Source organism: Candidatus Brocadia sapporoensis (assembly GCF_001753675.2).
Classification (GTDB): Bacteria; Planctomycetota; Brocadiia; order Brocadiales; family Brocadiaceae; genus Brocadia; species Brocadia sapporoensis.
The window spans coordinates 1-22,906 of the sequence record NZ_MJUW02000115.1 but is presented as its reverse complement, the minus strand read 5'-3'; the positions used below and the strand labels follow the sequence as shown (position 1 = coordinate 22,906).

Genomic DNA, 22,906 nt, shown 5'->3' with positions numbered 1-22,906 from the left:
AATAGGGCTGAATTTAGGATGATTGGCGAGGTTTTTTAAACCTCGCTTGTTTTAGGACTAAGTGTCTTGATTGTATGGAAATTTTCATTTTATTTAAGCGGGTTACCAGGTGGCACTGACAAACTTGTTTGTCGGTGTGATATATCCCAAATCCGTGTGTATATTCAAACACCATGGACCAACAAGTTTGTCCATGCCACCTGGTAACCGAAGACATAACCTGTATGAACAGTATTTGAAAAAGGGTTTTGGCGCTGTTTACCTGCCTTTCGTCCTTGTAAAAAATATCTCATGCCTTGCAATATCTGTCTTAGGTTACTATAATATATCCCGTTCTTCAAGCACCTTTGTGTGGGGATTCAATAATTGTAACCATTTAGTTTTTGGAAGTTTTAAATAAAAACAGGTTGTTGTATATCATAGAGGCAGGTTTCAAACCTACCTCCACTTTAACAGAGGTTTTTTTCAAAAAGCCGGACTTTCCCATAAATCTGATTCAATGAGCGGCTGTGCGAGAGGGAGAAAAAATGATATTCTTTATAAAGCAGCGCTTGAACCATTTTATACTGCAGATGAAATACTGCATTTAGAGATCAAATCAGCGAGCGTATGAGGTTTTCTCAAACGCACCCAGATTTTACGGATAAAATCTGGGTCAAGATTATTTCTGGAGCGAAGAAGACATCCGGAAAAAGCTCAAGGACGTCGTGTCTGATGCGTTCAGCCGGGTGCTTGCGTTTTCAATAAACAAGGCGTTGGTTTACGAACCGGCGCATTAATGCCGGGTATAGGGCGTGTGGCAGATGTCAGGAAGTTGCACGGCTTATACCCTTAACGGAAAAGTTGTTTTCATGGAAGTGCAGTTCAGTAAGCAGCAGGAAAGAATTGCCGTCAGGAAGAGTCTGAAGTATTCTATCAAGGACGGAGTGGCATTTGCTGCAACAACGGGATTTGGCGACAACTATCTCAATCCCTTTGCTGTAGCTCTTGGTGCAAGCACTTTTCAGATCGGATTATTAAGTTCTGCATCTCAATTCGTTCCCTCCCTGGCACAACTCAAGGTCGCTGATCTTGTTGAACGGTTTGGCAGTCGAAAGAAAGTGATCGTACGGTCGGTGTTCATCCATGCCTTTCTGTTGCTGCCTATGGCAATGATTCCCTATTTGCCAGATTCCTTGCGGATTTATGCCCTCATTGGTCTGTGCGCCCTCTATGTCTCGTTTGCTTCCTTTGCCGGACCTGCCTGGGGTTCTCTCATGGCGAATCTCGTTCCTGAACGCAGGAGAGGCGCATTTTTCAGCAGGCGCGGGCGGCTGATTAGTCTGGTTATGGTCATCAGCTCTTTTCTTGCCGGATACATACTGCATGTTTTTAGGAAACAGTCCCTGTTGGGTTTTACGGTCATATTTCTTGTCGCCATGATTTCACGGTACATCTCATGGTATTTCCTGGGCAGGATGTATGAGCCGCCTCTGGAGGTAAAGCGTGAGCATTATTTCTCGCCGGGAGAATTCTTGCGGAGATTAAACGTCGGAAATTTCGGGAAATATGTGATTTTTCACAGTTGTTTTAGTTTTGCCGTATTTATCGCCTCGCCGTTCTTCCCCGTATTCATGCTCAGAGATTTGGGATTTTCTTACATTACCTACACCATCGTCACCGTCACCGTTCCTCTTGCAAGCATTCTGGCGGTGAGCTATTGGGGTCGCCGTGCTGATGCCCTGGGGAATCGGCAGGTTATTTTGATATGTAGTATTGTCATATCAGTTCTGCCGGCCATGTGGCTGATTTCCCGGCAGATATATTTTCTGATCATTATACAAACCCTGGCGGGAATATCCTGGGCGGGGTTTAATCTCTGCTCATCCAATTTCATCTATGATTCGGCGATCCCTGAAAAACGGACCCGCTGTATTGCGTATTTTAATACCTTCAATGGTTTTTCTATTTGTGCCGGAAATCTGCTTGGTGGTTTTCTTGCGACACACATTCCCCCACTCTTTGGGTATCAGTTGATTGCCCTGTTTGCTGTCTCGTCCCTTCTGAGAATTCTGGCATCAACTCTTTTGCTGAGACGAGTCAAAGAGACACGGAAGAAGGGTGTTGCGGTGGCGTAGCATACGGCCGACCTGCATCTCTGCGTTATTCTCCCTAGAGGTAAAGCATTAAATAAAACACTGGACATAAAACGGCAAATATTGCAAACTAAACGCTCATTCCTCGTTTATAGATTTTCCATAAGAACGCATATATTTTTGGAGTGTAAACTTAAAATTAATGTATCAACCATCGGGTCTAAAAAATTTTTTCAGACAGATTTTTTCTAAAAATATTGTGCACTGGATTAGTTACCGGGAAATATCGGGTTCGGCTATCCTTATCTGTGTGGCACTCCTTGTAGGTATTACCAGTGGTGCTGGAGTGTTGCTCTTTAAAAAAATGATTGAGCTGGTACATTGGGGTGCGTTGAATGGCTTTGGATTTGTCTTATTATTATGTGGTCATTGGGCGTTTATGCTTGTGCCTGTTATGCCTCTCGCCGGTGGACTTATCGTCGGGTTGGTTATTCATTTTTTTTTGCGCGAAGATCGCTATCATGGAGTAGCCGGTGTTATGGAAGCAGTGGCATTGGCAAGGGGGAGACTTTATTATCGACTTTTACCGATGAAAACAATTGCAGCATCGTTATCCGTTGGTTCTGGTGCATCTGTTGGACCTGAGGACCCTTCGGTACAAATTGGATCAAATCTTGGTTCAATGTTTGGACAACTTTTGCGCTTTTCTGATGAACGGGTATGTGTCCTTGTTGCAGCGGGTGCAGCTGGTGGAATCGCCGCCGCCTTCAATGCTCCAATTGCCGGCGTTTTTTTCGCATTGGAAATAATTATAGGAGAATTGAGCAGCAAGGCGTTTGGCATCATAGCCTTGGCGGCAATGGTGTCGGCGGTTTTCACGCAAGCGATATCAGGTCCGGAGCCAGCATTCCATGTTCCTGCATATGCATTGCATTCGATATGGGAACTGCCGTTATATTTAGGGTTGGGAGTTATGTCCGGACCCATTGCGACGACATATATTCACCTCCTGTATATTGCCCGCGATATTTTTGATCGATGGAAGATTCCCCGTTGGATCAAGCCCGCAATTGCCGGCCTTATTGTTGGTCTTGTGGGAATTTATCTACCTCAAGTGTTTGGTGTTGGATACGAGACGATTGAAAAAATTCTCGATGTAAAACCATTGGCATTAAATCTTTTGCTTTTATTGCTGATGGCTAAACTTATTCTGACCCCGATAAGCATTGGCGGCGGGTTTTTTGGTGGTGTATTTGCTCCGTCCCTTTTCCTGGGAGCAACAGCCGGGGGCGCATACGGACTCGTAGTTCAGCAGCTTTTTCCATCTCTGAATATTGCTCCGCCTGCGTTTGCAATGGTTGGAATGGCAGCCGTTCTGGCTGGTGCAGTGCATGCACCGCTCACTGCGATTATTCTCCTGTTTGAAATGACTAACGATTACAGGATTATTTTACCTCTTATGTTCGCTGTTACTGTCAGTCTCTTCATTTCTCGTTATTTACAATGCGATTCTGTATATACCTTTGGATTGGCGCGTAAGGGTATACGTTTAGAACGCGGACGCGTTGTAGATATACTGGAATCAATTAATGTGGGTGAGATTATGGAAAAGAAGGTCGTTGCGTTACGTGAGCCGGATTCATTAGTAGCGGCGTCAAATTTGTTTCTGCAAACACAACATCATAGTTTGCCAGTGCTCAATGAATCCGGGGAGCTCTCTGGAATTCTTACAGTGCAGGATATTGCGCGGATGCCGTATGAAGTTAACAACGAAAATCGTACGGTTGGAGAAGCTTGTACGCGAGATTTACTTGTTGCGAATCCCGACGAAACAATTGGCACGGCATTGTGCCGTATGGGGGGGCGTGATTTGGATAGTTTGCCGGTTGTATTACGCAACAATCCAAAATGTTTGGTAGGTCTGTTACGGAGTAACGACATAGTGCGTGCTTATGACCTGGCATTAACTCGTCGTGAGCAGATTCGACATCGCGCACACCAAGAACGTCTCAGCAGTGTTGAAGATGTAAATGTTGAAAAGATTATGGTAGAGTCTGGCTCGTCTTGTGCGAACAAACAGATTCGAGCTGTGGCCTGGCCTCGGGAAACAATTATTGCAACCGTCAGGAGAGGGAGAAAAATCTTTATCCCGGATGGCGATACGATCTTAAAAGTGGGCGACGTATTAGTAGTTGTGGCAGATATTGAAATGCGTGTACACATTCAACGCCTTTGCTCGTCGGCAAGCGACGCTTAATGCCGTTTTTAGACAACATTTTCGGGGGCAGTGGGAAGCCTTTCTTTTTGAGTTTAACACAGACCCCTTAAAAATCGGAAGATTAAGCGTGTCTTTCGCGGTCTTTCGCACATTCGGTGACTGTGCCCTTAATGAGGCCGATGGTGTGGGGTATGACGGGGAGTACGACCGCCAGGTTTTCAGCGACACCCTTCGGGCTGCCTGGAAGATTAATGATGAGGGTTTGTCGGTAAATTCCGGCAATTGCCCGTGAGCCCATAGCCCGGGGGGTGTGTTTTAGTCCCTCCAGGCGCATCGTCTCGCCAAAACCGGGCAATTCCTTTTCGATAACTGCCCGCGTAGCTTCAGGGGTAATATCTCTGGGACCCACGCCCGTTCCGCCCGTGGTGACAACGAGGTCTGCCTTGTCGGAGAATTCGAAGAGTTTTGTGATAATCAGGTCTTTTTCGTCAGGGATGACTTCGTATGCGGTAATCGTGGCGCCGATCCCGGTAAGCATATTCCGGATCACCTCGCCGCTCTTGTCCTCACGTTCGCCCCGTGAGCCTTTGTCGCTTAACGTTAGAATGGCAGCTCGTATCATGTCTCTGTTTTTATTTCAGCGCCCTGTTCGAGAATTTCTATTTCATCGCCTGTTTGAATCGTGCCGCCCGTGAGAATCTCGCCAAAAATACCCTCCCGTGGCATAATGCAGTCGCCGGCTGTATAATAGATAGCGCATCGGTCATGGCACAGCTTGCCAATCTGAGTTACCCGGATGGTTATACCTTCGCCAATTTTTAAGATGGTCCCGATGGGAAGGGATTTGAGCTCAATGCCTTCTGTAACGATGTTTTCCCCAAAATCACCGTCTCTGATGGTTAATCCTTTTTTGCGCATAGTATCGGCACTTTCCCGTGCAAGTAAGCTGACCTGACGGTGCCACTTTCCGGCATGAGCATCGCCCTCGAGTCCAAAATGCTCAATCAGCCGACGTATGCCAACATCGCTCTTTTGGGTGCCCTTTTTTTTGCTGATACAGACAGCAACAACCTTTCCTGTAGGAGTCTTCATGCGTATCCTTTGCAATTTGTATTGTCTGGTATTTTCGTTGTGCACAAGAGTTGGTGAGATAAGAGAACTTTTGCAATTTTAGTATATTCAACAGATGAAGTTTAACAATAACGCTTTTTTCTGTCAAGCATGAACCGCATACTGCCATGGTTATAAATTACTTGTTTTTTGACAATAATATGGTTAAATTATAACGCCTTACCGAATCTCCATTTGTTTACATTATCGTGCTATAGAAAGGTGAATTTCATGACCAGTGAGCATACAGATTTAACGATTATTAATCGGGCAAAAGACGACAATGTGAAACTTGTTCAATTGCAATTTACCGATATCAATGGAAATATTAAGGCCGTTACCATACCGGCGGAGAGATTTTCGGAATCCATTGAAAAAGGTATTTGGTTTGATGGTTCGTCAATCGAGGGATTTACGCGGATTTGCGAGAGTGACATGTATTTAAAGCCTGATACCAGCACCTACTCATTGCTTCCGTGGGAGACCGAGGAGCCAACGGCAAGGCTTTTTTGCGATGTGTATATGCCCGATGGCTCTCCTTTTGAAGGCGATCCCCGGTATATCCTGAAAAGGGCTATAAAAAATGCGCGGGCGATGAATTTTGAGTATAATGTGGGTCCGGAGCTGGAATTTTTCTTGTTTAAGCCCAAGAATAATGGACAAGTTGAGCCTACGCCCCATGACGTGGGGAGTTATTTCGACTTTTCGCCGAGGGACCTTGCCGGAAATGTGAGAAGGGATATTATTTTTACGCTGGAGAAGATGGGCCTGAATGTTGAAATGAGTCATCACGAAGTCGCTCCCGGCCAGCACGAGATTGACTTCCGGTATGCAGAGGCACTGAAAACGGCGGAAAATGCCCTGACCTTTAAGCAGGTGGTAAAGTCCATAGCGCATCAGCACGATTTATATGCCACCTTCATGCCGAAGCCCATCTTTGGGATGTGTGGGAGCGGGATGCATTGTCATCAAAGCCTTTTTGATATTACTTTACGGAAAAATATCTTCTTTGACGAAAAGGATGAGTATAAACTGAGTAAGGTGGCAAGGCAATTTATTGCAGGACAACTCCAGCATGTCAGCGCGATGAGCGCCATCCTGTCGCCAACCGTGAATTCTTATAAAAGATTGGTGCCGGGATATGAGGCGCCCGTCTATATCTGCTGGGGGCAAAAGAACCGATCCGCTTTGATACGGATTCCAAGATACTCTCAGGGCAGGGAGTATGCGACGAGGGCGGAGTTAAGATGTCCCGACCCCAGCAATAATCCATACCTTGCACTTGCGGTTATGCTCGAGGCAGGGCTTGATGGCATTAAAAGAGGCTTGGTGCCGCCGAAGCCGGTGGAGGAGAATGTCTATGAATTTAATAAGGATGAACTGGCATACCGAAATATTGCTACCCTTCCGGGCTCTTTAGGCGAGGCAATTGAAGAGTTAAAGAAAAACAAACTGATGGAAACTGCGTTAGGTTCCCATACCTATCACGTGTATTTGCATGCAAAAATGGCCGAATGGGATGAATACCGCATACAGGTGACCGATTGGGAGCATAAGAAATATTTTGAGACTACGTAAACAAAACGAAACAGGGAGAGTTCACTTTTTTAAAGGATTATTATCTATGAACGGACGGATTATTTTGAGGAATTGGGTATGGATGTTGGAAATATTCTTCTGCATTTATTGGCACATAAGGAGGCGTCTGTAAAGAATACGGAAGTAACGAAGTTTTTATCTTGCGACACGCATCAGACTTCGTTCCTCACCCTGCTGGCCTGTGCGGATTTCTGGGTACAGGACGAGATTTTAGGAGATATATTCAACAAGGTATTTATTATTCGAAATGTCGGGAATCAGTTTGCGGTTAATCGGGGTTCGATCGAATACTCGCTCTTTGTCCTCAAAACTCCCGTTATGCTGGTGTTAGGACATACCGATTGTGGCGCGATAAAATTTGCCACTCACGCCTGTATAACGCAATCGAAAGAGATTGTTAATCTGGCAAAGTCTTTCGATCATCTCATGAAGACAGATTATTCATTACTCAGTCGCGAGGTCAAGTTGGAAATGCTTTCTTTGGCGATTCCTCTTGAACGCGGGATTCCCGATTTAAAAAAGATTCAAAATGAGACGAAAGTGCTTGCCTATCTGAGTCAAACCAATGTGGACTATCAGATAGAAAAGGCATTAAAATATTACAGTGACAGGGTAAAGGAAAACAAGTTAACGATAGTCGGCGGGATTTATGACTTTGCTGGCGCCTATTCAAGTCAGCCTGGCCGGATGTTAATTACTAATATTAATGGTGTTGTCAATCCCACAGATCTTCAGAATAATGTGAGAGATATAATCAAAAGGATATCAAATTTTGATGAGAAGGGTGAGGGGTATAAGATTGTTGGTGAATTGATTAACGAGAAAGTAACTCGTATGATCGTATGAAGGTGTATGAATACTAGTGATTGGATTCAGAAAAAGCATACCGGCGTAGCCCTTGCCAGGAACGAATGTTCAGATGGGATGTGCTGTTTTTCCTGTGTTATTCCGTCAGACAATAAACATGTCGGTTTTTACCAGTCCTTATGGGAAAGAGGTACGGGGTATCCTTATGTTAAGCTACTCGTGACCAGTGAGGGATACAAAGACGAATTGTATGATTCCTGCAAGTTTCTGGATTTTACCATTTCTCAGGATGAGACCAAAACGCGTCTTACCATGGACTTGCGATGCAGTATTTATAAATTCCGTCCCGGCCAATGTGTGAGATATCCTGACCTGGTGGGAGAATCGCTGCATCAGAGCATCGGCGGTCCATGCATCTTTAATGAATACGCCGCTCCACGTGCATACCAGAAACTTGTTTATAAAAGGGAATGGAAAGCATTTTACGCAATTTTAGATCATGTCGATGCTATCCGCGGTATCTGTGTTTATGAGGATCCGTTCGTGGTAAGAAATTTGATTTTAGAGGCGAAGGATGTTTGCCGTGCGATCATATCGGTGGGCGGAGCGGAACGGGAATATATCCTTATTCCCATGCAGAAACAAACACAGAATATTCTGTATATATCGGAAAAACATCACCCAATTACTACGATACGACAGGCGTATTCGCAATGGGAAATAAAGATACAGAATAATCTCAAAAACCATTATGGAGATGAATGGGAATCAAGGCTTAAAAGCGCAATAGAAACGGAGGAAAAAGATGCTTGTTAAAGAGGTGATGAAGACACAACTGGTAACCCTGAATGACGATTCAAAACTTGGTTTTGCTAATGATATCATGTATTTGGGAAGGATCCGGCATTTACCTGTTGTGAGAGGAGAGAATATTGTCGGCATCCTGACACAAAGAGACCTTTATCGAGCATCATTAACTTCCATTCTGACGAACTGGAAGGAAAACAATGAGTTTCTGGACTCTATTAAGGTTTCGGAGGTGATGACAAAGCAAGTGGTTACCATTTCCCCTGATGCAACCATTGAAGAAGCCGCCCAGATTATGATTGATAAGAAGGTGGGGGCGCTGCCGGTGGTAAGGGAGAAAAACAAATTGATCGGATTGATCACCGAGACGGATGTACTGCAATTTTTTGTGGATGAGAGCAAAAAAAAGAAATGAGTTTTTTCTGAAAAAGGAGTGTTCCATGTGTGATGTTGGCGGCCATATAAGCAGTGATATGATTACCTGGCAATGCGCTTGCTGTGGTGCAGCAATTAAGGATTCGGCCGATACCGTTGAAGGACTCTGCGATCTGGGGATATGTTTATCTTGCCGCAATACCCCGGATGAATGGATGGAATTTGTCAGAGAGGAATGGGAAGAAGGTATCTGTGTGGATTGCTTGTCTCCATGTGCTCTTAAACGATGAGATTTATGAATATCTGTGATGTTTTTTCAACCGATTTTCCTGGAGACAAACAATGATTTCAAGGCGTATGTTCATGCAGGGGTTCTTAGGGTCTGGAATTGCGGTTTTATCTGTCGGAACGTATAGTCGATTTCTCGAGCCGCGCTGGATTGAATTAAATCGCGTTACGATAAAAATCGACAAACTACCTCAGCGGTTTGAGGGAATGACTATTGCTCAAATGTCGGATATTCATCATTGTCAATATGTTCCCAAAGAATTTATACGGAGGTGTGTTCGGAAGGTAAATGCATTGTTTCCGGACGTTATTGTTCTTACAGGAGATTACGTTTATTACCAGAATGACACAACATCCACATTTCTTTCACCTGTTGCGAACGAACTGGCAGGGCTAAAGGCAAAAGAAGGAGTCTTTGCCGTATTGGGGAATCACGATAATAAAGACAATACTTTTATTTCATTATCAAAGGCAGGCATCCGCGTGTTAATTAATGAGCATGTTCCTCTTTACCGGAAAAGCGATTATCTTTTTATCGCCGGGGTAGATGATTTGTGGAGAGGGAGGATGGATTTAGATAGAACCTTGAAAGGTACCGATGATAAGCCCAAGATTTTATTGGCTCACAATCCGGATACTATCGAAATGATGAAAAATAAAGATGTTGACTTTGTGATATCGGGTCATACTCATGGTGGACAGGTAAATCTGCCCCTTTATGGGCCGCCCGTTGTACCTTCTAAGTTTGGGGTTCGTTATACATCCGGACTGTTTCGTGAAGGAGATATAATGATGTACGTAAATAAAGGTATTGGGCTTTCCGGTTTCCCGGTGAGATTTTGTGCGAGACCGGAAATTACGTTGTTTACCTTAAGAAGGGGAAGAACAGAAGATGTGATAAATCAGAGGGTGTGGTGTTAAAGGTTTTCCTTTGATCCGTCGTCTGATTTTATCCTCGGACGCCAAAGAAGGTATAATTTAATTGTATAGGAATTTTCATTTTATTTAAGCGGATTATAGGGTGGTACTAACAAGTTTTGTTTGTCAGTGTGATCTATTCCGATCCTTCGACAGGCTCAGGATGTAGCGCCGTGCATGGTGAGCTTGTCGAACCGTCACGACGAAGTCCATGCTACTCCGTAACCGAAGACATAACTTGTGAAAAGCTATTTTCAAAAAAACTTTCTGTTTGTATTATGGAAAATAGGAATTAATACAAGTGCGATATTTGGCATCCAAGCGGGCCTTCCAATGGTCGTAACCGTTTACCTGGAAATAATTTCTTAACCTATGCGATGGATATCGTAATTCCTTTGTATTGAATGCTGGGCAGCGGAATTCCTCTTTCTTTATCAGGGAAATGTTCATTTGATGAAACGGTAAATATAACCGTTTCCACTCAATCCAATATTGTCAAGTACGGCTTTGAATGCAGACGAAAAACACGTTTTACGTTCGATAGTGTTGATGGTAAGGCTTGAACCGATGGTGAAAAAAGATAGCTACATAAACCTACTACAGCAGGTAGCAGCCAGTCCGGAAGTACTACAGTAACGTACAAATAAGTATACATGCAATGCACTTTTTTTCGTTCACTTCGTATAACTTATTTTGAGAAGGGTTGTTGATGGTAAAAATTACGGCTATTGTGTTGTTGGTGTTTATGGTTTTCTTTTCCATCGGGTATGGGGATACTATTATTTTAAGAAATAATAATACAAATATCGAGCTTAAGATAACAAATGTAAGGAAAGAGTATATCAATGCTATTCTGCCAAGGAAGTCCATAAAATCTTTGAGTATGGAGTTTTTGAATAGCAAAAATTATCCCGATGTAATTATTATGAATAGTAATAACACCGCTATGGAATGTAAGATTAAAGAGATTGCGGAAGATTATATTCGCTTACAAATTCCTGCCTCCGAGATTGTTTCACTTGCCGTGTCCTCCCCGTCGGAGAATGATAAAAAAATTCCGGTTGTAGATATGGTTACGAAAGAAGCAACTACAGAATCGGCAGAGGGAAAGGTTTCTGAACCCCGGATTGCCGATGATGTCAAGAAGGCTGAAGTTGGCGATTGGCTAAGGACTTCCTCTGAAGAGAGGGAAAATCGGGAGAAAAATTATCGGTTCAAGGTTAAAAAGCCAAAAGGAGAAAGTCCTTCCGGAGAGGACAAACTGGTGAAGCCTGAGACAGAATTCTCAAGTTTCGGTGAATCCGTCACGGATGAAAAAACACGGGAAATGGATGCTGATGCGTCTGAATCAAACAAACCGCAGGCGAGCGAACCAGGTGAATTGATGGATAAGGAGCGTAAAAAAATTGCTAAAGAGGAACAGAAGAAGGACAAACCTATTGACCAAGACCCAAATCTTGGCAGGGTTGAAGGCAGGATATTGCACAGCGGAAAACCTCTTCCGGATTGTCAGGTGAAGTTGCAAATGTTAGAAAAGGGCGGGTTGTTAGCCAAAGGGTATCGTCCTGTAGAGGGGGCACTGGAGATTGAGACTCTTACGGATAAGGAAGGGGTATATCGCTTTATGAATGTATCGCCTGGTTTATATAAAGTGTACTGGAAACCCCCTTCAGAGGCGGCATGGATCAGACGATTCAAAATGGAACCGGACGTTGTGGTAAACTCCGGCAGGCTTACCAATCCTAAGGAAATCGAAACGTTGAAGAGGACGTTAAACTAAATAGATATGAAATGCGGGACTTGATTTTTTGTTAATAAAGACAAGATATAATTTCTCGATAAACGTAAAATAATTCTGTAACACTTTATTGAAACTGTTATTTCATTGTTGAAATTTCAGCCCAGTACTTCAGAAGAGAGAAGTACGTTTTTTATATACGGTCCGGCTAAAACTAAGAATTTGAAATTTCGTCAGTTACATAAATTTTTTAATATTTCAGATTTTTTTGATAAAAAAGGAATGAGTATTGTGAATTATGTTGTCGTTCTGGTTTTTTCTCATCAATAAAGAAGTGTTTATTTTCCACTCATTTCTTCGCTGATTTTGCGGTTGACAAATTATTTTTTCGAAGGTATTATGCGAATCTTTGTATTTAACAATGCTATGGACAAATATTTTTCTCTTTTAGCAATTGAATTATGGAGGTAATGATGGTGAAAAGTTTGCGATACGGAGCGTTTATTGGTAGTTTACTGTTCGGAACAATGTTGTGTGTACTATGGATTAATTCTGCCGCAAAGGCAGAGGCTTATAAAGAAATTGATGTGAAGGATGGGGGAACAATTGCAGGTGTTGTTAAGTTTGACGGGGACGCTCCTGCGGCAAAGATGCTCAAGGTTGACAAAGATGAACAAACATGCGGACATGATAATAGGATGTCAGAGGAGCTGGTGATTAATGGGGAGTCGAAGGGAATTAAGAATGCTGTCGTCTCGCTCGTTGAAATAGCGTCAGGTAAAAAGGCCGAGGTGTTGGCCGTTTCATTAGACCAGAAGGAATGTCTCTTTATACCCCACGTGCTTGCAGTATCAGTTGGAACAAACGTGGATTTACTGAATAGCGATAATGTAATGCATAATCTTCATTCCTGGTCGATAAAAAATCCCGGCTTTAACGAAGGGGTGTCTGGTGGTGGCAAAATGACAAAAAAGTTTGATCTTCCTGAGATAATAAAGATAACGTGTGATGTTCATAAATGGATGAGTTCCTTTATCGTTGTGAAGGCTAATCCTTACTTTGCAGTAACCGATGAAAATGGACGGTTCAAGATAGAGAATGTGCCGGCAGGTTCTTATAAAATCGAGGCTTGGCAGGAGAAGCTTGGGAAAAAGACCGTCGATGTAACCGTAAAATCAAAAGAAGAAACTACGGTAGATTTTGTATATACTAAAAAATAGTGGAATTCTATTTTTACTGGAATGTGTAACTTACTCGATTGAAAAGGCGCATTGCGAATGAATAATTTGAAGATAGTACGGTGGTTTGCAAAAAGAAGTATTTTTGTTGTTTTGTTGGTGGTCCTCTCGCTCGGTTCCTTCCTTTCGGTTGTTCCAGAAATATTTGCTGCTGACATACCGGTGGTGGCCGCAAAAGCAAACGAAGGTGCGACATCCGGCGTAGAACTTCCACAGTTTGAGTCCGGGCAATCATCCGCAGATTCTCAATTGCCTGGAGGTCAGTCTGCGGCAGGTGAAGGGACTGCTACTGCGGCAATAGAGGAAGAAGAAATGGCTCCCGTACAGTATCGGACTTTTTTTGGGCTGGATCCCCGAACGGTCGTCTGGATTGTATCGGAATTACATCTCATGTTTGCGGCTTTTGTGCTTGGTGTTCCTATTTTTGCAGTGATCGTGGAGATCGTGGGTTTCAAAGGTGGTGATATAAAATATGACAAGATGGCTAAGGAGTTTACCAAGCTATTGTCTGCCGCTTTTGCAACAACTGCTTCGTTTGGCGGTTTGCTCGGATTCTGTTTGTTTGGATTGTATCCGGAGTTCATGGGGCATATGACAAATGTTTTTTCCCCAACCATGTATGTTTATGCACTGATGTTCTTTGGCGAAGCGTTCACGTTGTATGGATATTATTATTCGTGGGAAATATTGAAAGGAACTGCAGCAAAGAAATGGTTTCATATCTTTTTGGGAATAATGCTCAACCTCTTTGGAACAGGGCTTATGTTTTTAACAAACTCCTGGGCGACGTATATGATGAGTCCCGCGGGTATTGTGCCGGAGACGGGAAGGCTCGTTAGTTTGTATCACGCTGTTTACAATCCGCTCTGGATGCCTGTGAATATTCATCGGCTTATTGCCAACGTGTGTTTTGGCGGGTTTGTGGTTGGCGCTTATGCAGCGGTAAAATTTTTAGGTGCAAAATCTGATGAGGAAAGGGCCCATTATGATTGGATGGGCTATGTCGGCAACTTTATCGGAGTTGGAGCTTTGATTCCCTTGCCATTTGCAGGATATTGGCTGGGAAGGGAAGTATACAGTGCAAGTCCTGTCATGGGAAATATTATGATGGGTGGTGCGTTTTCGTGGACCTTTATTATTCAAGCCATTCTGATTGGCATGCTCTTTATTGGAGCAAATTACTATTTGTGGCTTGGAATGGGAAGAATTAAAGGGTCGGAGCGGTATACGAGATTTTTCAAATATCTTATTTTTATCATTTTTGTGAGCTTTGCGGTATGGCTTACGCCTCATAACCTCCCTCTGAGCGGAGAAGAGCGGGCGATGATTGGTGAGCAATATCATCCGTTCTCCAAGTACTTTGGCGTTATGGCTGCAAAGAATGCTGTGGTGAACCTGATCATTTTGGCGACCTTCTTTTCCTTCCTGATTTACCGGAGGGGCAATAAGGGTGAGATGTGTTCGTTCTCTGAACAAGGTAAAGCTGGGAAGATCGGTATCTTTTCTGCCCTTATCTTTTGCCTCCTCATGCTGATTTCCTACGCAATTTCGCTCAATTTCGTGGAGTTGGAAGAAAATATCAAGGTTTTTGTGAAACCGCTGATCTTGTCGCTTTATATCCAATCATTTGTAGTATGTCTTGCGGCATTTTTAACCTTTAAGAATAAAGGGAAATTGGGGCAAGCCTTGTTGTTTGCTGTGACGGCATGTATTGCAGTGCTTTATTTTTGGTATTACGGTTTCCAGGTTATGCAAAAGGCCAATCTGGTCTTGCGGTATTTGTCGGTAACGCAAGTCTCGATTGTAATGAGCTGCCTTATCATGAATGCAATCATAGATGTTTTCATGTTCCGTAAGGCAAAACTGGTCGGCGGTATCGTATGGGGAAAAATGCCTGCTAGGTCTCAATATGCCTTGATTCTTCTGTGCGTGGTTATCGTTATTTTAATGGGACTGATGGGATTCATTCGTTCCGGACTCAGAATGGATTGGCACGTTTACGGGGTTTTACAGGATACTTCTCAGTGGGCGTACACTCCTACACTGTCGTATATGGGTCGGATTGTTGGATTGATTGTCGTACTCTTTCTGGGATTGGTCGCCTTTGTATTCTGGCTAGCTAATTTAGGTGATAAGAAAGAAAATAAAAAAACAAATACCTACGAATACGAAAGAGTAACTGCCGACTATGAGGGAGATCGTTGAGTTTTAAGGTAGGGGGGTGCGCATTAATCTTGAAAGAAGTGGTAGGGTACCGGTGGTGGTTAGTTAAGATACGTTTTTAAGATTGCAACATAAAGGTATAGAAGACTTATGAATAAGAGCATGCTAAAAATTACAGCTTTTGGAATTGCGGTTATCGGTTTTTATATTTACATTACAATGTATGTGGCAGGGCTTTCGGGCACGGGGAGTGGTGAGTCAGCCGGTGGGGTGAGCCCTGAGGCTGGTGAAAAAATATTTTGGGGTGACGGGCAATGTAGTACCTGCCATAAGATTGGGACAAGTGGTAGTGCAACAAGAGGTCCTGATCAGGAAGGGTTGGCAAGTCGGGCGGAAGAGCGTGCAAAAGAGTTGGGTATGGCGTCAGGACTGGATTATCTTGTTGAATCTATTGTGGATCCTGATAAATATATCGTAAAAGGATATGATAAGATTATGCCCAGGGTGTATGACCCACCGATTATGTTGTCCCGGGAAAAGATACTTGCAGTTTTGGCCTTTTTGCAGACGTTAGGTGGTGAGCCTGACATAGGGGCATTGATGAAATATAAGGACAAGATTCCAGAGGCGTCAAAGAAGAAGGTGAAGCCGTGGGTGCCTCCGATTGTGGTAGATGCGGCAGAAGGCGAAAAAGTGTTTTTTGATGAAACACGACCGGTTACTTGCGGCAAGTGTCACGTTGTAAATGGGAAGGGAAAGAAGGTTGGGCCGGAACTTACTGGTATCGGAGCAATTCAGACCGCAGAATATTTTATAGAGTCTATTCTTAAACCAAGTGCCAAAATTGTTAAAGGTTATGAAACGATGTATGTGATAACCACGGATGGGATACCGTACAACGGATTGATTAAGAGCGAAACAGAGGACGAGCTTGTTTTGTTAAAAGAAGAAAGCGGCGAAATTGAAGAGGTGGTTATTCCAAAACCTGAGATTGCCGAAATGAAGAAACAGGAGGTTTCTATCATGCCAGGGAATATCGGCGAGCTTTTAAGCGTCAGAGATTTCTACGGAATTGTGTCTTTTTTGCAGAGTTTAAAATAAAATATAAGTTGTTGTATATGCAATAGAATCAGAAATTAGGAGCGTATGATGGCTAATAGGCGCAGTACTTTTTTGTTAATATGGGTAATTACAGCGGTAGGCTGTTTGTATGTGTTTCTTAAATATGCATCGCCAAAAATATTTCAGATGCTAATGGCAAAAGATCATCCGATGCCAACGCCGAGCACTTTGATGATGTGGTATATGATCATGGGCGTGTTGGCAGGTTTGGTGTATGCGACAACAAGTAATCAAAAATTTGTAGATTTCTTAAGTTTCTTGCTTCCAGACCGTGGCCCCGTGATAAAATCCTTTCTGCGAAAGATTATTTTTGTTGGCTTTCCTGCCCTTGTCGGGTGGTTTGTCTATACGTGGGCGATTCCTGGCGCTGCATCACCGGTGGAATTAAGAATCCAGCATCCTACATTACCGCAGGACTTTGAGAAGCTTGAAAATCCTTTCAGACAAGCAGATGCAGATGTGCAGCGAAGATGTATTGAAGAGGGAAAGGTACTTTTTCAAACTTATTGCCGCCCGTGTCATGGCTCAAAAGCGGATGGTAACGGTCCGTTTGCAAATTCTTTTCGTCTAAGGCCGATTAATTTCCAGGATCCTGGTACCATAGCAACAGTTGTGGACAACTATCTTTTTTGGCGTATTAAAGATGGAGGACCTGGTTTGCCTGCTGAATCTACGCCATGGGATTCGGCGATGCCGTCGTGGAAAGATGACTTGAAAGATGATGAAATATGGAAGATTATTATGGGTGAGTATGATACGGCGGGAGTTATGCCCCGGCAAAGGGAAAAACTCGAGTAAGGAGCGATAAAAGGGCTTGTGTGCGTTTAGGATTTAATTTTAGAACAGCTAAGAAAAAAGTGAACTACTAATATGAGAAAAGCATTGAATAAAGTATTGATAAGTTTCGTATTCGTAGGTATCTGTGGCGGTACCTTCTGGAAGCATGATGAGGTGTTGGCCCAGTCGTCAAATTTGTTTAGAACCTATAAACGTGATGTCCCTCAAAAATTAGCAAAAACTCCAGAATCTGTTAGTGAAGGGAAGAAAGTATACGAAAAAAGATGCTGGTATTGTCACGGGATTGAGGGCAAAGGAGACGGTCCTGCTTCAGTAACGATGTTTCCAAAACCTAGGAATTTTACGAGGAATGAGTACAAGGTACGTTCTACTGCATTCGGTTCTTTGCCAACAGATGAAGATTTGTTCAGGATTATTACGAGCGGTATCGAAGGTACTGCGATGCCTTTTTGGAATACGATTTCTGAGACAGAACGATGGCAAGTGCTATATTATGTGAGCACGTTTAATGACCAGTTTAAGTATGATCAACCTGCTAAGGTTGTTGCTGTGGGAAGTGTTCCATCTACACCGGAAAGTATAAAAAGAGGGCAGGAATTATTCAGAGAGATGAAATGTTTTGAATGTCACGGTGAAGATGCCAGAGGGAACGGTCCATTGACCGTTGCTTTGCAAACAGAATGGGATATGCCTTATCGTGCAAGGGACTTAACAAAAGGTTGGAGTTTTAAAGGCGGGAACACTATTGAAGATATTTACCGGACAGTATCGACAGGGTTTAATGAAACCCCAATGGGTTCATATTTAGAAAAATTATCTGATGAAGATCGCTGGCATGTTGCTCACTATGTAAAAAGTTTAGCAAAGGATATGGCGTCCGATGTTGTTGTAAAGGTGAAGCTGTTTGAAGGTGAACAACTACCCATGGAGCCATTAGACGAACACTGGAGTATGGCTACAGCCATAGAGATACCTTTGGCAGGACAAATTCTGGTAAGCCCACGCCTCTGGACGCCATATATTGACGCAATCATGGTAAGGGCATTGTATAATAATGATGAAATTGCCTTTTTGCTCGAATGGGATGATTCTACAAATAGACAAGAGGAGATTTTCAGGGATGCTGTTTCATTGCAATTTCCAAATAAAATTCCGGAGTCATTAAAGAAACCTTACTTTGCCATGGGTGATTCCAGCAGCTCTGTAAATTTATGGAGTTGGAAGGCACATTGGCGGGAAGGATTCGGAGCGGTCATGGAAGCGTCTGAAACCGATCCAGGAGTCGTGAGTGAATTAAATGCCAAGGGTTTTAAGAATATTACCGTGCAACCACCTGAGAGTCAGAATGTAACCGGGAAAGGAATTTATCAAAACGGAAGATGGAAAATAGTGCTCAAAAGAGCATTGAACACGGAGGATGTGAAGGGGGATATTCAATTTGAGGTTGGTAAGCTCATTCCGGTGGCTTTTGCAATCTGGGATGGTTCGAATAACGATGTAGGCGGCCAAAAATCCGTATCGTCCTGGTATTACGTTTCACTTGAAAAGCCGGTTCCGAAAACAGTTTATGCATACGTGTTGGTTGCTATTATTATGGGTGCAAGCGTAGAGATGTGGTTTATTGCCAGATTACGCAGGTTTCCGCCAGAATTAGAAGAAAAATAAGAATAACATATCATGTTAAGGAGTTTTTGATGAGGTTAAGGTCTGTTGTGAAGTTATACAAAAGATGGTCTATTATAATTTTGGTTTGCTTGCCTTTTGCGGCGTTTCTTCACATTTCTTTCGGTCAGGAAAGAAAGATAGATAATATGTTCTTAGAGTTGGATAAGAAATACCGGTTGCCTGAGCAGTGGTCTGTCCTTCCCTTTGAGCTGGAAGACCCTTATAAGAGGGTTAAGAACGGACCTCCTTTGGTTAATGTTATTTATAAAGCTAAGGTTGATTGGCTTTCCCGGTGGATTGCGAATCCGAAGAAGGTTGTGGCAAACGCAAAGATGCCAAATTTGGGTCTGGATTTCGATGAGATCCAGGCGGTTATTGTTTTCCTGAGCAGTATTGCCGAAAATGACGTACCGCAGGTAACGTGGGATGAATTTTTGCTGAAAAAGGAAGACGACCTTTCTGAAGATGAATACGATAAGATGGACAAGGTTTTTAATGCCGGTAAGGGCGTTTGGGGGCGTGCACGATGCACGATATGTCATCCAATAAAGGGAGTAGGTGGCAATGTTGGGGTTGGGCCTGATTTAGGAGAAATTACAACAAAGATCAATAGAAATTGGTTGCACTCCTGGCTTGGGAACACGAAAAGCCATTTTCCTGATACGATGATGGCCCAGTATCGTTTCACAGACCAGGATGTCAGATGGCTTGTTGAGTTTATCATGCGAGATACGCAGTTTGTCCCTGAAGAGAAAGATGATGAGGCATCTTCTGCAGAACCAGATGTAAAGATTTTGACGGAAACAGAATTTTCCAGCCTGCGAAAAGACGCTTCCCTTATTGAAAAGGGAAGAGATGTTGTTGAAAAAGCACGCTGTTTTGTATGCCATGACATTAAAGGGATTTCTGAGTTAATGCCGGTGGTAGAAAGAAAACGTGATGGGCTTGACGGATTCGAAAAGCTTTTGTATGATATCCGATGTCTGACATGCCATCGGATACAGGACAAGGGAGGTACTTATGCCCCGAACCTGACTTTTGCGGGGAGTAAAATTAAGATGAACTGGGAGAATGAGTTTTTGCAGTCGCCTGATATTATACGTCCCTTGAGTCAGCAGATGCCTAAGTTCAATTTAAATGAAAATGAAGCTAAGGCCGCTACGGAATATATTGAAAAAAGTTTGCTTATCAAAGAATCCCTTCCGGATATTTTTAAAGACGCACCGCCAACCGCAGAAATTATCGCGGCGGGGGAGAAGCTTTTCTATGAAAAGGGATGTAATACCTGCCATGCTGAAAATATTACCAAGGGAGGCGGAGTCGTTGGCCCGAATCTCGCTACGGTTGGCGACAGACTGCAGTCTGCATATATTTTATATCATTTGAAAAATCCGCAGCGGGCAAACCCACAAGGTGTAGAGCCGAATTTTGGTTTATCTGATGAGGAATTAAAGCTGCTGGTAGGTTTTTTGATGGATCATGTGAAGAAGAAAGAGGGTAAATAATGTATTGTTATCTTCCGCGCTGGAAAAAGCTTGCGATAAACGTAGCGCTTGTGTTTGGTGTAAGTGGTTGGTTTTCAACTGCAAAAGGCATAGAAGTTTCTCCACGAGAGCAGGTGTTTTTGTTATCCGCTAAAAAAACCTTTGAGTATTATTGCTCGCCATGTCATGGTCAGAAAGGAAAAGGTGACGGGACTTTTTTTACGATCGATCTGAAACCAAAACCAAGAAATTTTACCGATCTGGACTATATGAAAAAAAGGACAGACGATCAGCTTATGAAGTCTATTACCGATGGATCGAAATCTGTGGAAAAATCAAATCTTTGCCCTCCGTGGGGAAAAACGCTTACGGACAAAAAAATTAAGGAACTAGTTGTGTATATAAGAGGTCTTTCGTCACAGGAGGCAGAGAGGCCGGTCGCTGAGGTAAAAGGACATGTTGCTGTTAATGAAAAAGAAAGTCCAGTTAAATCAGCGATGCGCTGGGGGTTCATTGTTGTGATCACCTTTGCTTTGGCGGGCGGTGCAATCTGTGAGTGGAAGAAACTGAAGGGTGAATCACCAAAGTAATTGAATTCTTTAAAAAATGCCAATGTACAAAAAAATATTTGTAGGTATAGATAATTCCTGTCACTCCAACTTTTGCATTGATTTGGGCATTGACCTTTCGCAAAAGTATGGTTCTCTGTTGGTTGGATGCCACGTCTATGATGCATCGCTACATCAAAGACGTTTCCGTGATATGGAAAAGGGATTGCCTCCACAGTATCAGGACGAAAGCGTCTTGCAGCGCCAGCGTGATCTTCATAGTTCGCTGATCAACCTGGGACTCAAGTTGATTTCTGAATCGTATCTGGGCGTGTTTAAGAAAAAATGTGTGGAGATGGCTATCCCACACGAGGAGCTCCTGATAGAAGGTAAAAATTATTACGAGATTATTAAGGAAGTGCAGGGAGACCAGTATGACCTTGTAATTTTGGGAGCGCTTGGTTTGGCTGCTGTAAATGAGCAGATGATTGGCAGCGTTTGTGAGCGTGTTGTCAGACGAATTAAAACAGATATCCTTGTGGCGAAGAACCGTCGTTTAGAGGGGAAAGTGGTGATTGCGGTGGACGGGAGTGCTGCTTCCTTCGCAGGGTTCTTATCCGCCCTTCATTTTGCAAAGTCATTCAATGTAAAGCTTGTCGCGGTTTCCGTATTTGATCCACATTATCATCGCGTAGCCTTTGAAAGTATTGCTAACGTGCTTTCTCAGGAGGCTGGTCAGATTTTCAGGTTTAAGGAGCAGGAGACCCTTCATGAAGAGATTATTGACAAGGGATTGGCGAAGATATACCAGAATCACTTGGATCGTGCAACCAGAATGGCAAGTGTTGTTGGGGTTGAGCTTGATACCGTTCTTATGGATGGTAAACCTTATGATAAAATATTGAGGTACCTTCAACAAGAATGTCCATCTGCCTTGGTCCTTGGACGTACCGGTGTCCATAATACCAATGGATTAGATCTTGGGAGCACGACCGAGAATCTTTTGAGGCTCGCACCGTGTAACGTGTTGCTTGCCGGTGGGAATGCAGATGCGATGTTAAATGTAGAAGATTATTTTTTGGAATCCCATAGACCGGTAAATGAAAAAGGGTGTGCGCTTAACGAAGATGGTCTTGTAAAAGCCGCAAAAAGCGATCAAATAATTTCTGATAAGCAGCAGATAACAAAGCAAGTTCCTGTGTGGACGCAGGAGGCGCAAATACAAACCGAGCGAATTCCTTCTTTTGTTAGAGGTGTGGTTAAGAAAAAAATCGAAGAGTTTGCGCAGGAGAAAGGTTATCGGGAAATAACAATGCAAATTGTAGACGAGGCAAAGGCGTTATTTATAGGTGACAATTCCATGCATAGTGCCTAAAAAAAGTTTGTTATGGACATTTCTGCCTTTTCCTCAAAATCACATGTCTTGATGCCATCCTTTTACAAAAATTGTTTTCCGTTCGTTTCCTAGTAATGTTAGTAGTAACGTATGTTTTCGAATGTGCATTGTGCATTTCAAAAAAGAAACATACGTGGTGTGTAGTCTGGGAAAATAAAAAAAGAAAAGTGCCGTAATATGCCGTAAGTAGTTAAGAATAGGCAATGTTTTACTGAAAGGTATTTGTTTTTGACTTGTGGAATATAGTTTGCCTAGTTACAAATAATTGACGCTGAATATGCCATAAGAGATTTTTGTTTTGAGTGTCATGAGTGTCTAATTGACAGGAAGGAGGTCTCCGATTTTTAAGTGGCAATTTGCGGTTTATTTATTTTGATAGTATAATGATAAATTAATGGAGTTTTCCGTAAAAAATTGTGAGGAGGAGGGGAAATGAAAAAAACGTATACGTTATTTAAGAGATATGGTGTGACCCTCTTGTGTTGTGCTTTTCTTAGCACTACATTGTATGCAGCAGGGGAGACGGAGCCTGGTGTCAAGGGTGTGTCCGAGGAGGA

Annotated in this window: 19 protein-coding genes; 17 read left to right on the top strand and 2 right to left on the bottom strand. The window is 43.0% G+C overall.

The window, feature by feature from the left end:
- Positions 1-803: 803 nt before the first annotated feature.
- A complete protein-coding gene (locus tag BIY37_RS11640; RefSeq protein WP_080325056.1) occupies positions 804-2,117 on the top strand; it encodes an MFS transporter in 1,314 nt (437 codons plus the stop codon).
- Between the two features lie 217 nt (positions 2,118-2,334).
- Positions 2,335-4,332 (top strand): chloride channel protein, encoded by a 1,998-nt coding sequence (locus tag BIY37_RS11635; protein ID WP_179129391.1) that lies wholly within the window; start codon positions 2,335-2,337, stop codon positions 4,330-4,332.
- Between the two features lie 82 nt (positions 4,333-4,414).
- Here BIY37_RS11635 and BIY37_RS11630 read toward each other — a convergent pair whose 3' ends face one another.
- Both BIY37_RS11630 and BIY37_RS11625 read right to left on the bottom strand, forming a co-directional pair.
- Complete coding sequence (locus BIY37_RS11630) at positions 4,415-4,915, bottom strand: MogA/MoaB family molybdenum cofactor biosynthesis protein (RefSeq protein ID WP_070068021.1); 501 nt, start codon at positions 4,913-4,915, stop codon at positions 4,415-4,417.
- On the bottom strand, positions 4,912-5,385 hold the full coding sequence (locus tag BIY37_RS11625; protein WP_070068020.1) for an MOSC domain-containing protein: 474 nt from the start codon (positions 5,383-5,385) through the stop codon (positions 4,912-4,914). The genes BIY37_RS11630 and BIY37_RS11625 overlap by 4 nt, the downstream gene beginning before the upstream one ends.
- Before the next feature lie 249 nt (positions 5,386-5,634).
- Here BIY37_RS11625 and glnA point away from each other — a divergent pair, with 249 nt between their 5' ends.
- The 15 genes from glnA (at position 5,635) to BIY37_RS11550 (ending at position 22,328) form a co-directional block, all read left to right on the top strand.
- Positions 5,635-6,981, top strand: a complete 1,347-nt coding sequence (gene glnA / locus BIY37_RS11620; protein WP_070068019.1) for a type I glutamate--ammonia ligase — start codon at positions 5,635-5,637, stop codon at positions 6,979-6,981.
- A 78-nt stretch (positions 6,982-7,059) separates the two neighbouring features.
- On the top strand, positions 7,060-7,848 hold the full coding sequence (locus tag BIY37_RS11615) for a carbonic anhydrase (RefSeq protein WP_070068018.1): 789 nt from the start codon (positions 7,060-7,062) through the stop codon (positions 7,846-7,848).
- 6 nt (positions 7,849-7,854) lie between these two features.
- Entirely contained in the window at positions 7,855-8,625 is a 771-nt protein-coding gene (locus BIY37_RS11610) for a hypothetical protein (protein ID WP_070068017.1), read from the top strand.
- Positions 8,615-9,031, top strand: a complete 417-nt coding sequence (locus BIY37_RS11605; protein ID WP_070068016.1) for a CBS domain-containing protein — start codon at positions 8,615-8,617, stop codon at positions 9,029-9,031. Before BIY37_RS11610 ends, BIY37_RS11605 begins: the two co-directional genes overlap by 11 nt.
- A gap of 25 nt (positions 9,032-9,056) precedes the next feature.
- Positions 9,057-9,281: a hypothetical protein gene (locus BIY37_RS11600; RefSeq protein WP_070068015.1), complete on the top strand. Its 225-nt coding sequence runs from the start codon at positions 9,057-9,059 to the stop codon at positions 9,279-9,281.
- A gap of 52 nt (positions 9,282-9,333) precedes the next feature.
- Positions 9,334-10,200, top strand: coding sequence for a metallophosphoesterase (locus BIY37_RS11595; protein ID WP_070068014.1), 867 nt, complete (start codon positions 9,334-9,336; stop codon positions 10,198-10,200).
- Positions 10,201-10,906: 706 nt separating this feature from the next.
- Entirely contained in the window at positions 10,907-11,977 is a 1,071-nt protein-coding gene (locus BIY37_RS11590) for a carboxypeptidase-like regulatory domain-containing protein (RefSeq protein ID WP_070068013.1), read from the top strand.
- Positions 11,978-12,405: 428 nt separating this feature from the next.
- The gene (locus BIY37_RS11585; protein WP_179129390.1) at positions 12,406-13,155 is read left to right on the top strand and encodes a carboxypeptidase regulatory-like domain-containing protein; all 750 of its coding nucleotides are present in this window, start codon (positions 12,406-12,408) and stop codon (positions 13,153-13,155) included.
- Positions 13,156-13,212: 57 nt separating this feature from the next.
- The gene (locus BIY37_RS11580) at positions 13,213-15,378 is read left to right on the top strand and encodes a cytochrome ubiquinol oxidase subunit I (RefSeq protein ID WP_070068011.1); all 2,166 of its coding nucleotides are present in this window, start codon (positions 13,213-13,215) and stop codon (positions 15,376-15,378) included.
- Positions 15,379-15,486: 108 nt separating this feature from the next.
- Positions 15,487-16,437, top strand: coding sequence for a c-type cytochrome (locus BIY37_RS11575; RefSeq protein ID WP_070068010.1), 951 nt, complete (start codon positions 15,487-15,489; stop codon positions 16,435-16,437).
- 45 nt (positions 16,438-16,482) lie between these two features.
- Positions 16,483-17,256, top strand: a complete 774-nt coding sequence (locus BIY37_RS11570; RefSeq protein ID WP_080325053.1) for a c-type cytochrome — start codon at positions 16,483-16,485, stop codon at positions 17,254-17,256.
- Between the two features lie 72 nt (positions 17,257-17,328).
- Positions 17,329-18,921 (top strand): ethylbenzene dehydrogenase-related protein, encoded by a 1,593-nt coding sequence (locus BIY37_RS11565; protein ID WP_070068008.1) that lies wholly within the window; start codon positions 17,329-17,331, stop codon positions 18,919-18,921.
- Between the two features lie 146 nt (positions 18,922-19,067).
- Positions 19,068-20,426, top strand: a complete 1,359-nt coding sequence (locus BIY37_RS11560; protein ID WP_179129389.1) for a cytochrome c — start codon at positions 19,068-19,070, stop codon at positions 20,424-20,426.
- Complete coding sequence (locus tag BIY37_RS11555; protein ID WP_070068006.1) at positions 20,426-20,995, top strand: c-type cytochrome; 570 nt, start codon at positions 20,426-20,428, stop codon at positions 20,993-20,995. The genes BIY37_RS11560 and BIY37_RS11555 overlap by 1 nt, the downstream gene beginning before the upstream one ends.
- 22 nt (positions 20,996-21,017) lie before the next feature.
- On the top strand, positions 21,018-22,328 hold the full coding sequence (locus BIY37_RS11550) for a universal stress protein (RefSeq protein ID WP_070068005.1): 1,311 nt from the start codon (positions 21,018-21,020) through the stop codon (positions 22,326-22,328).
- Positions 22,329-22,906: the final 578 nt, after the last annotated feature.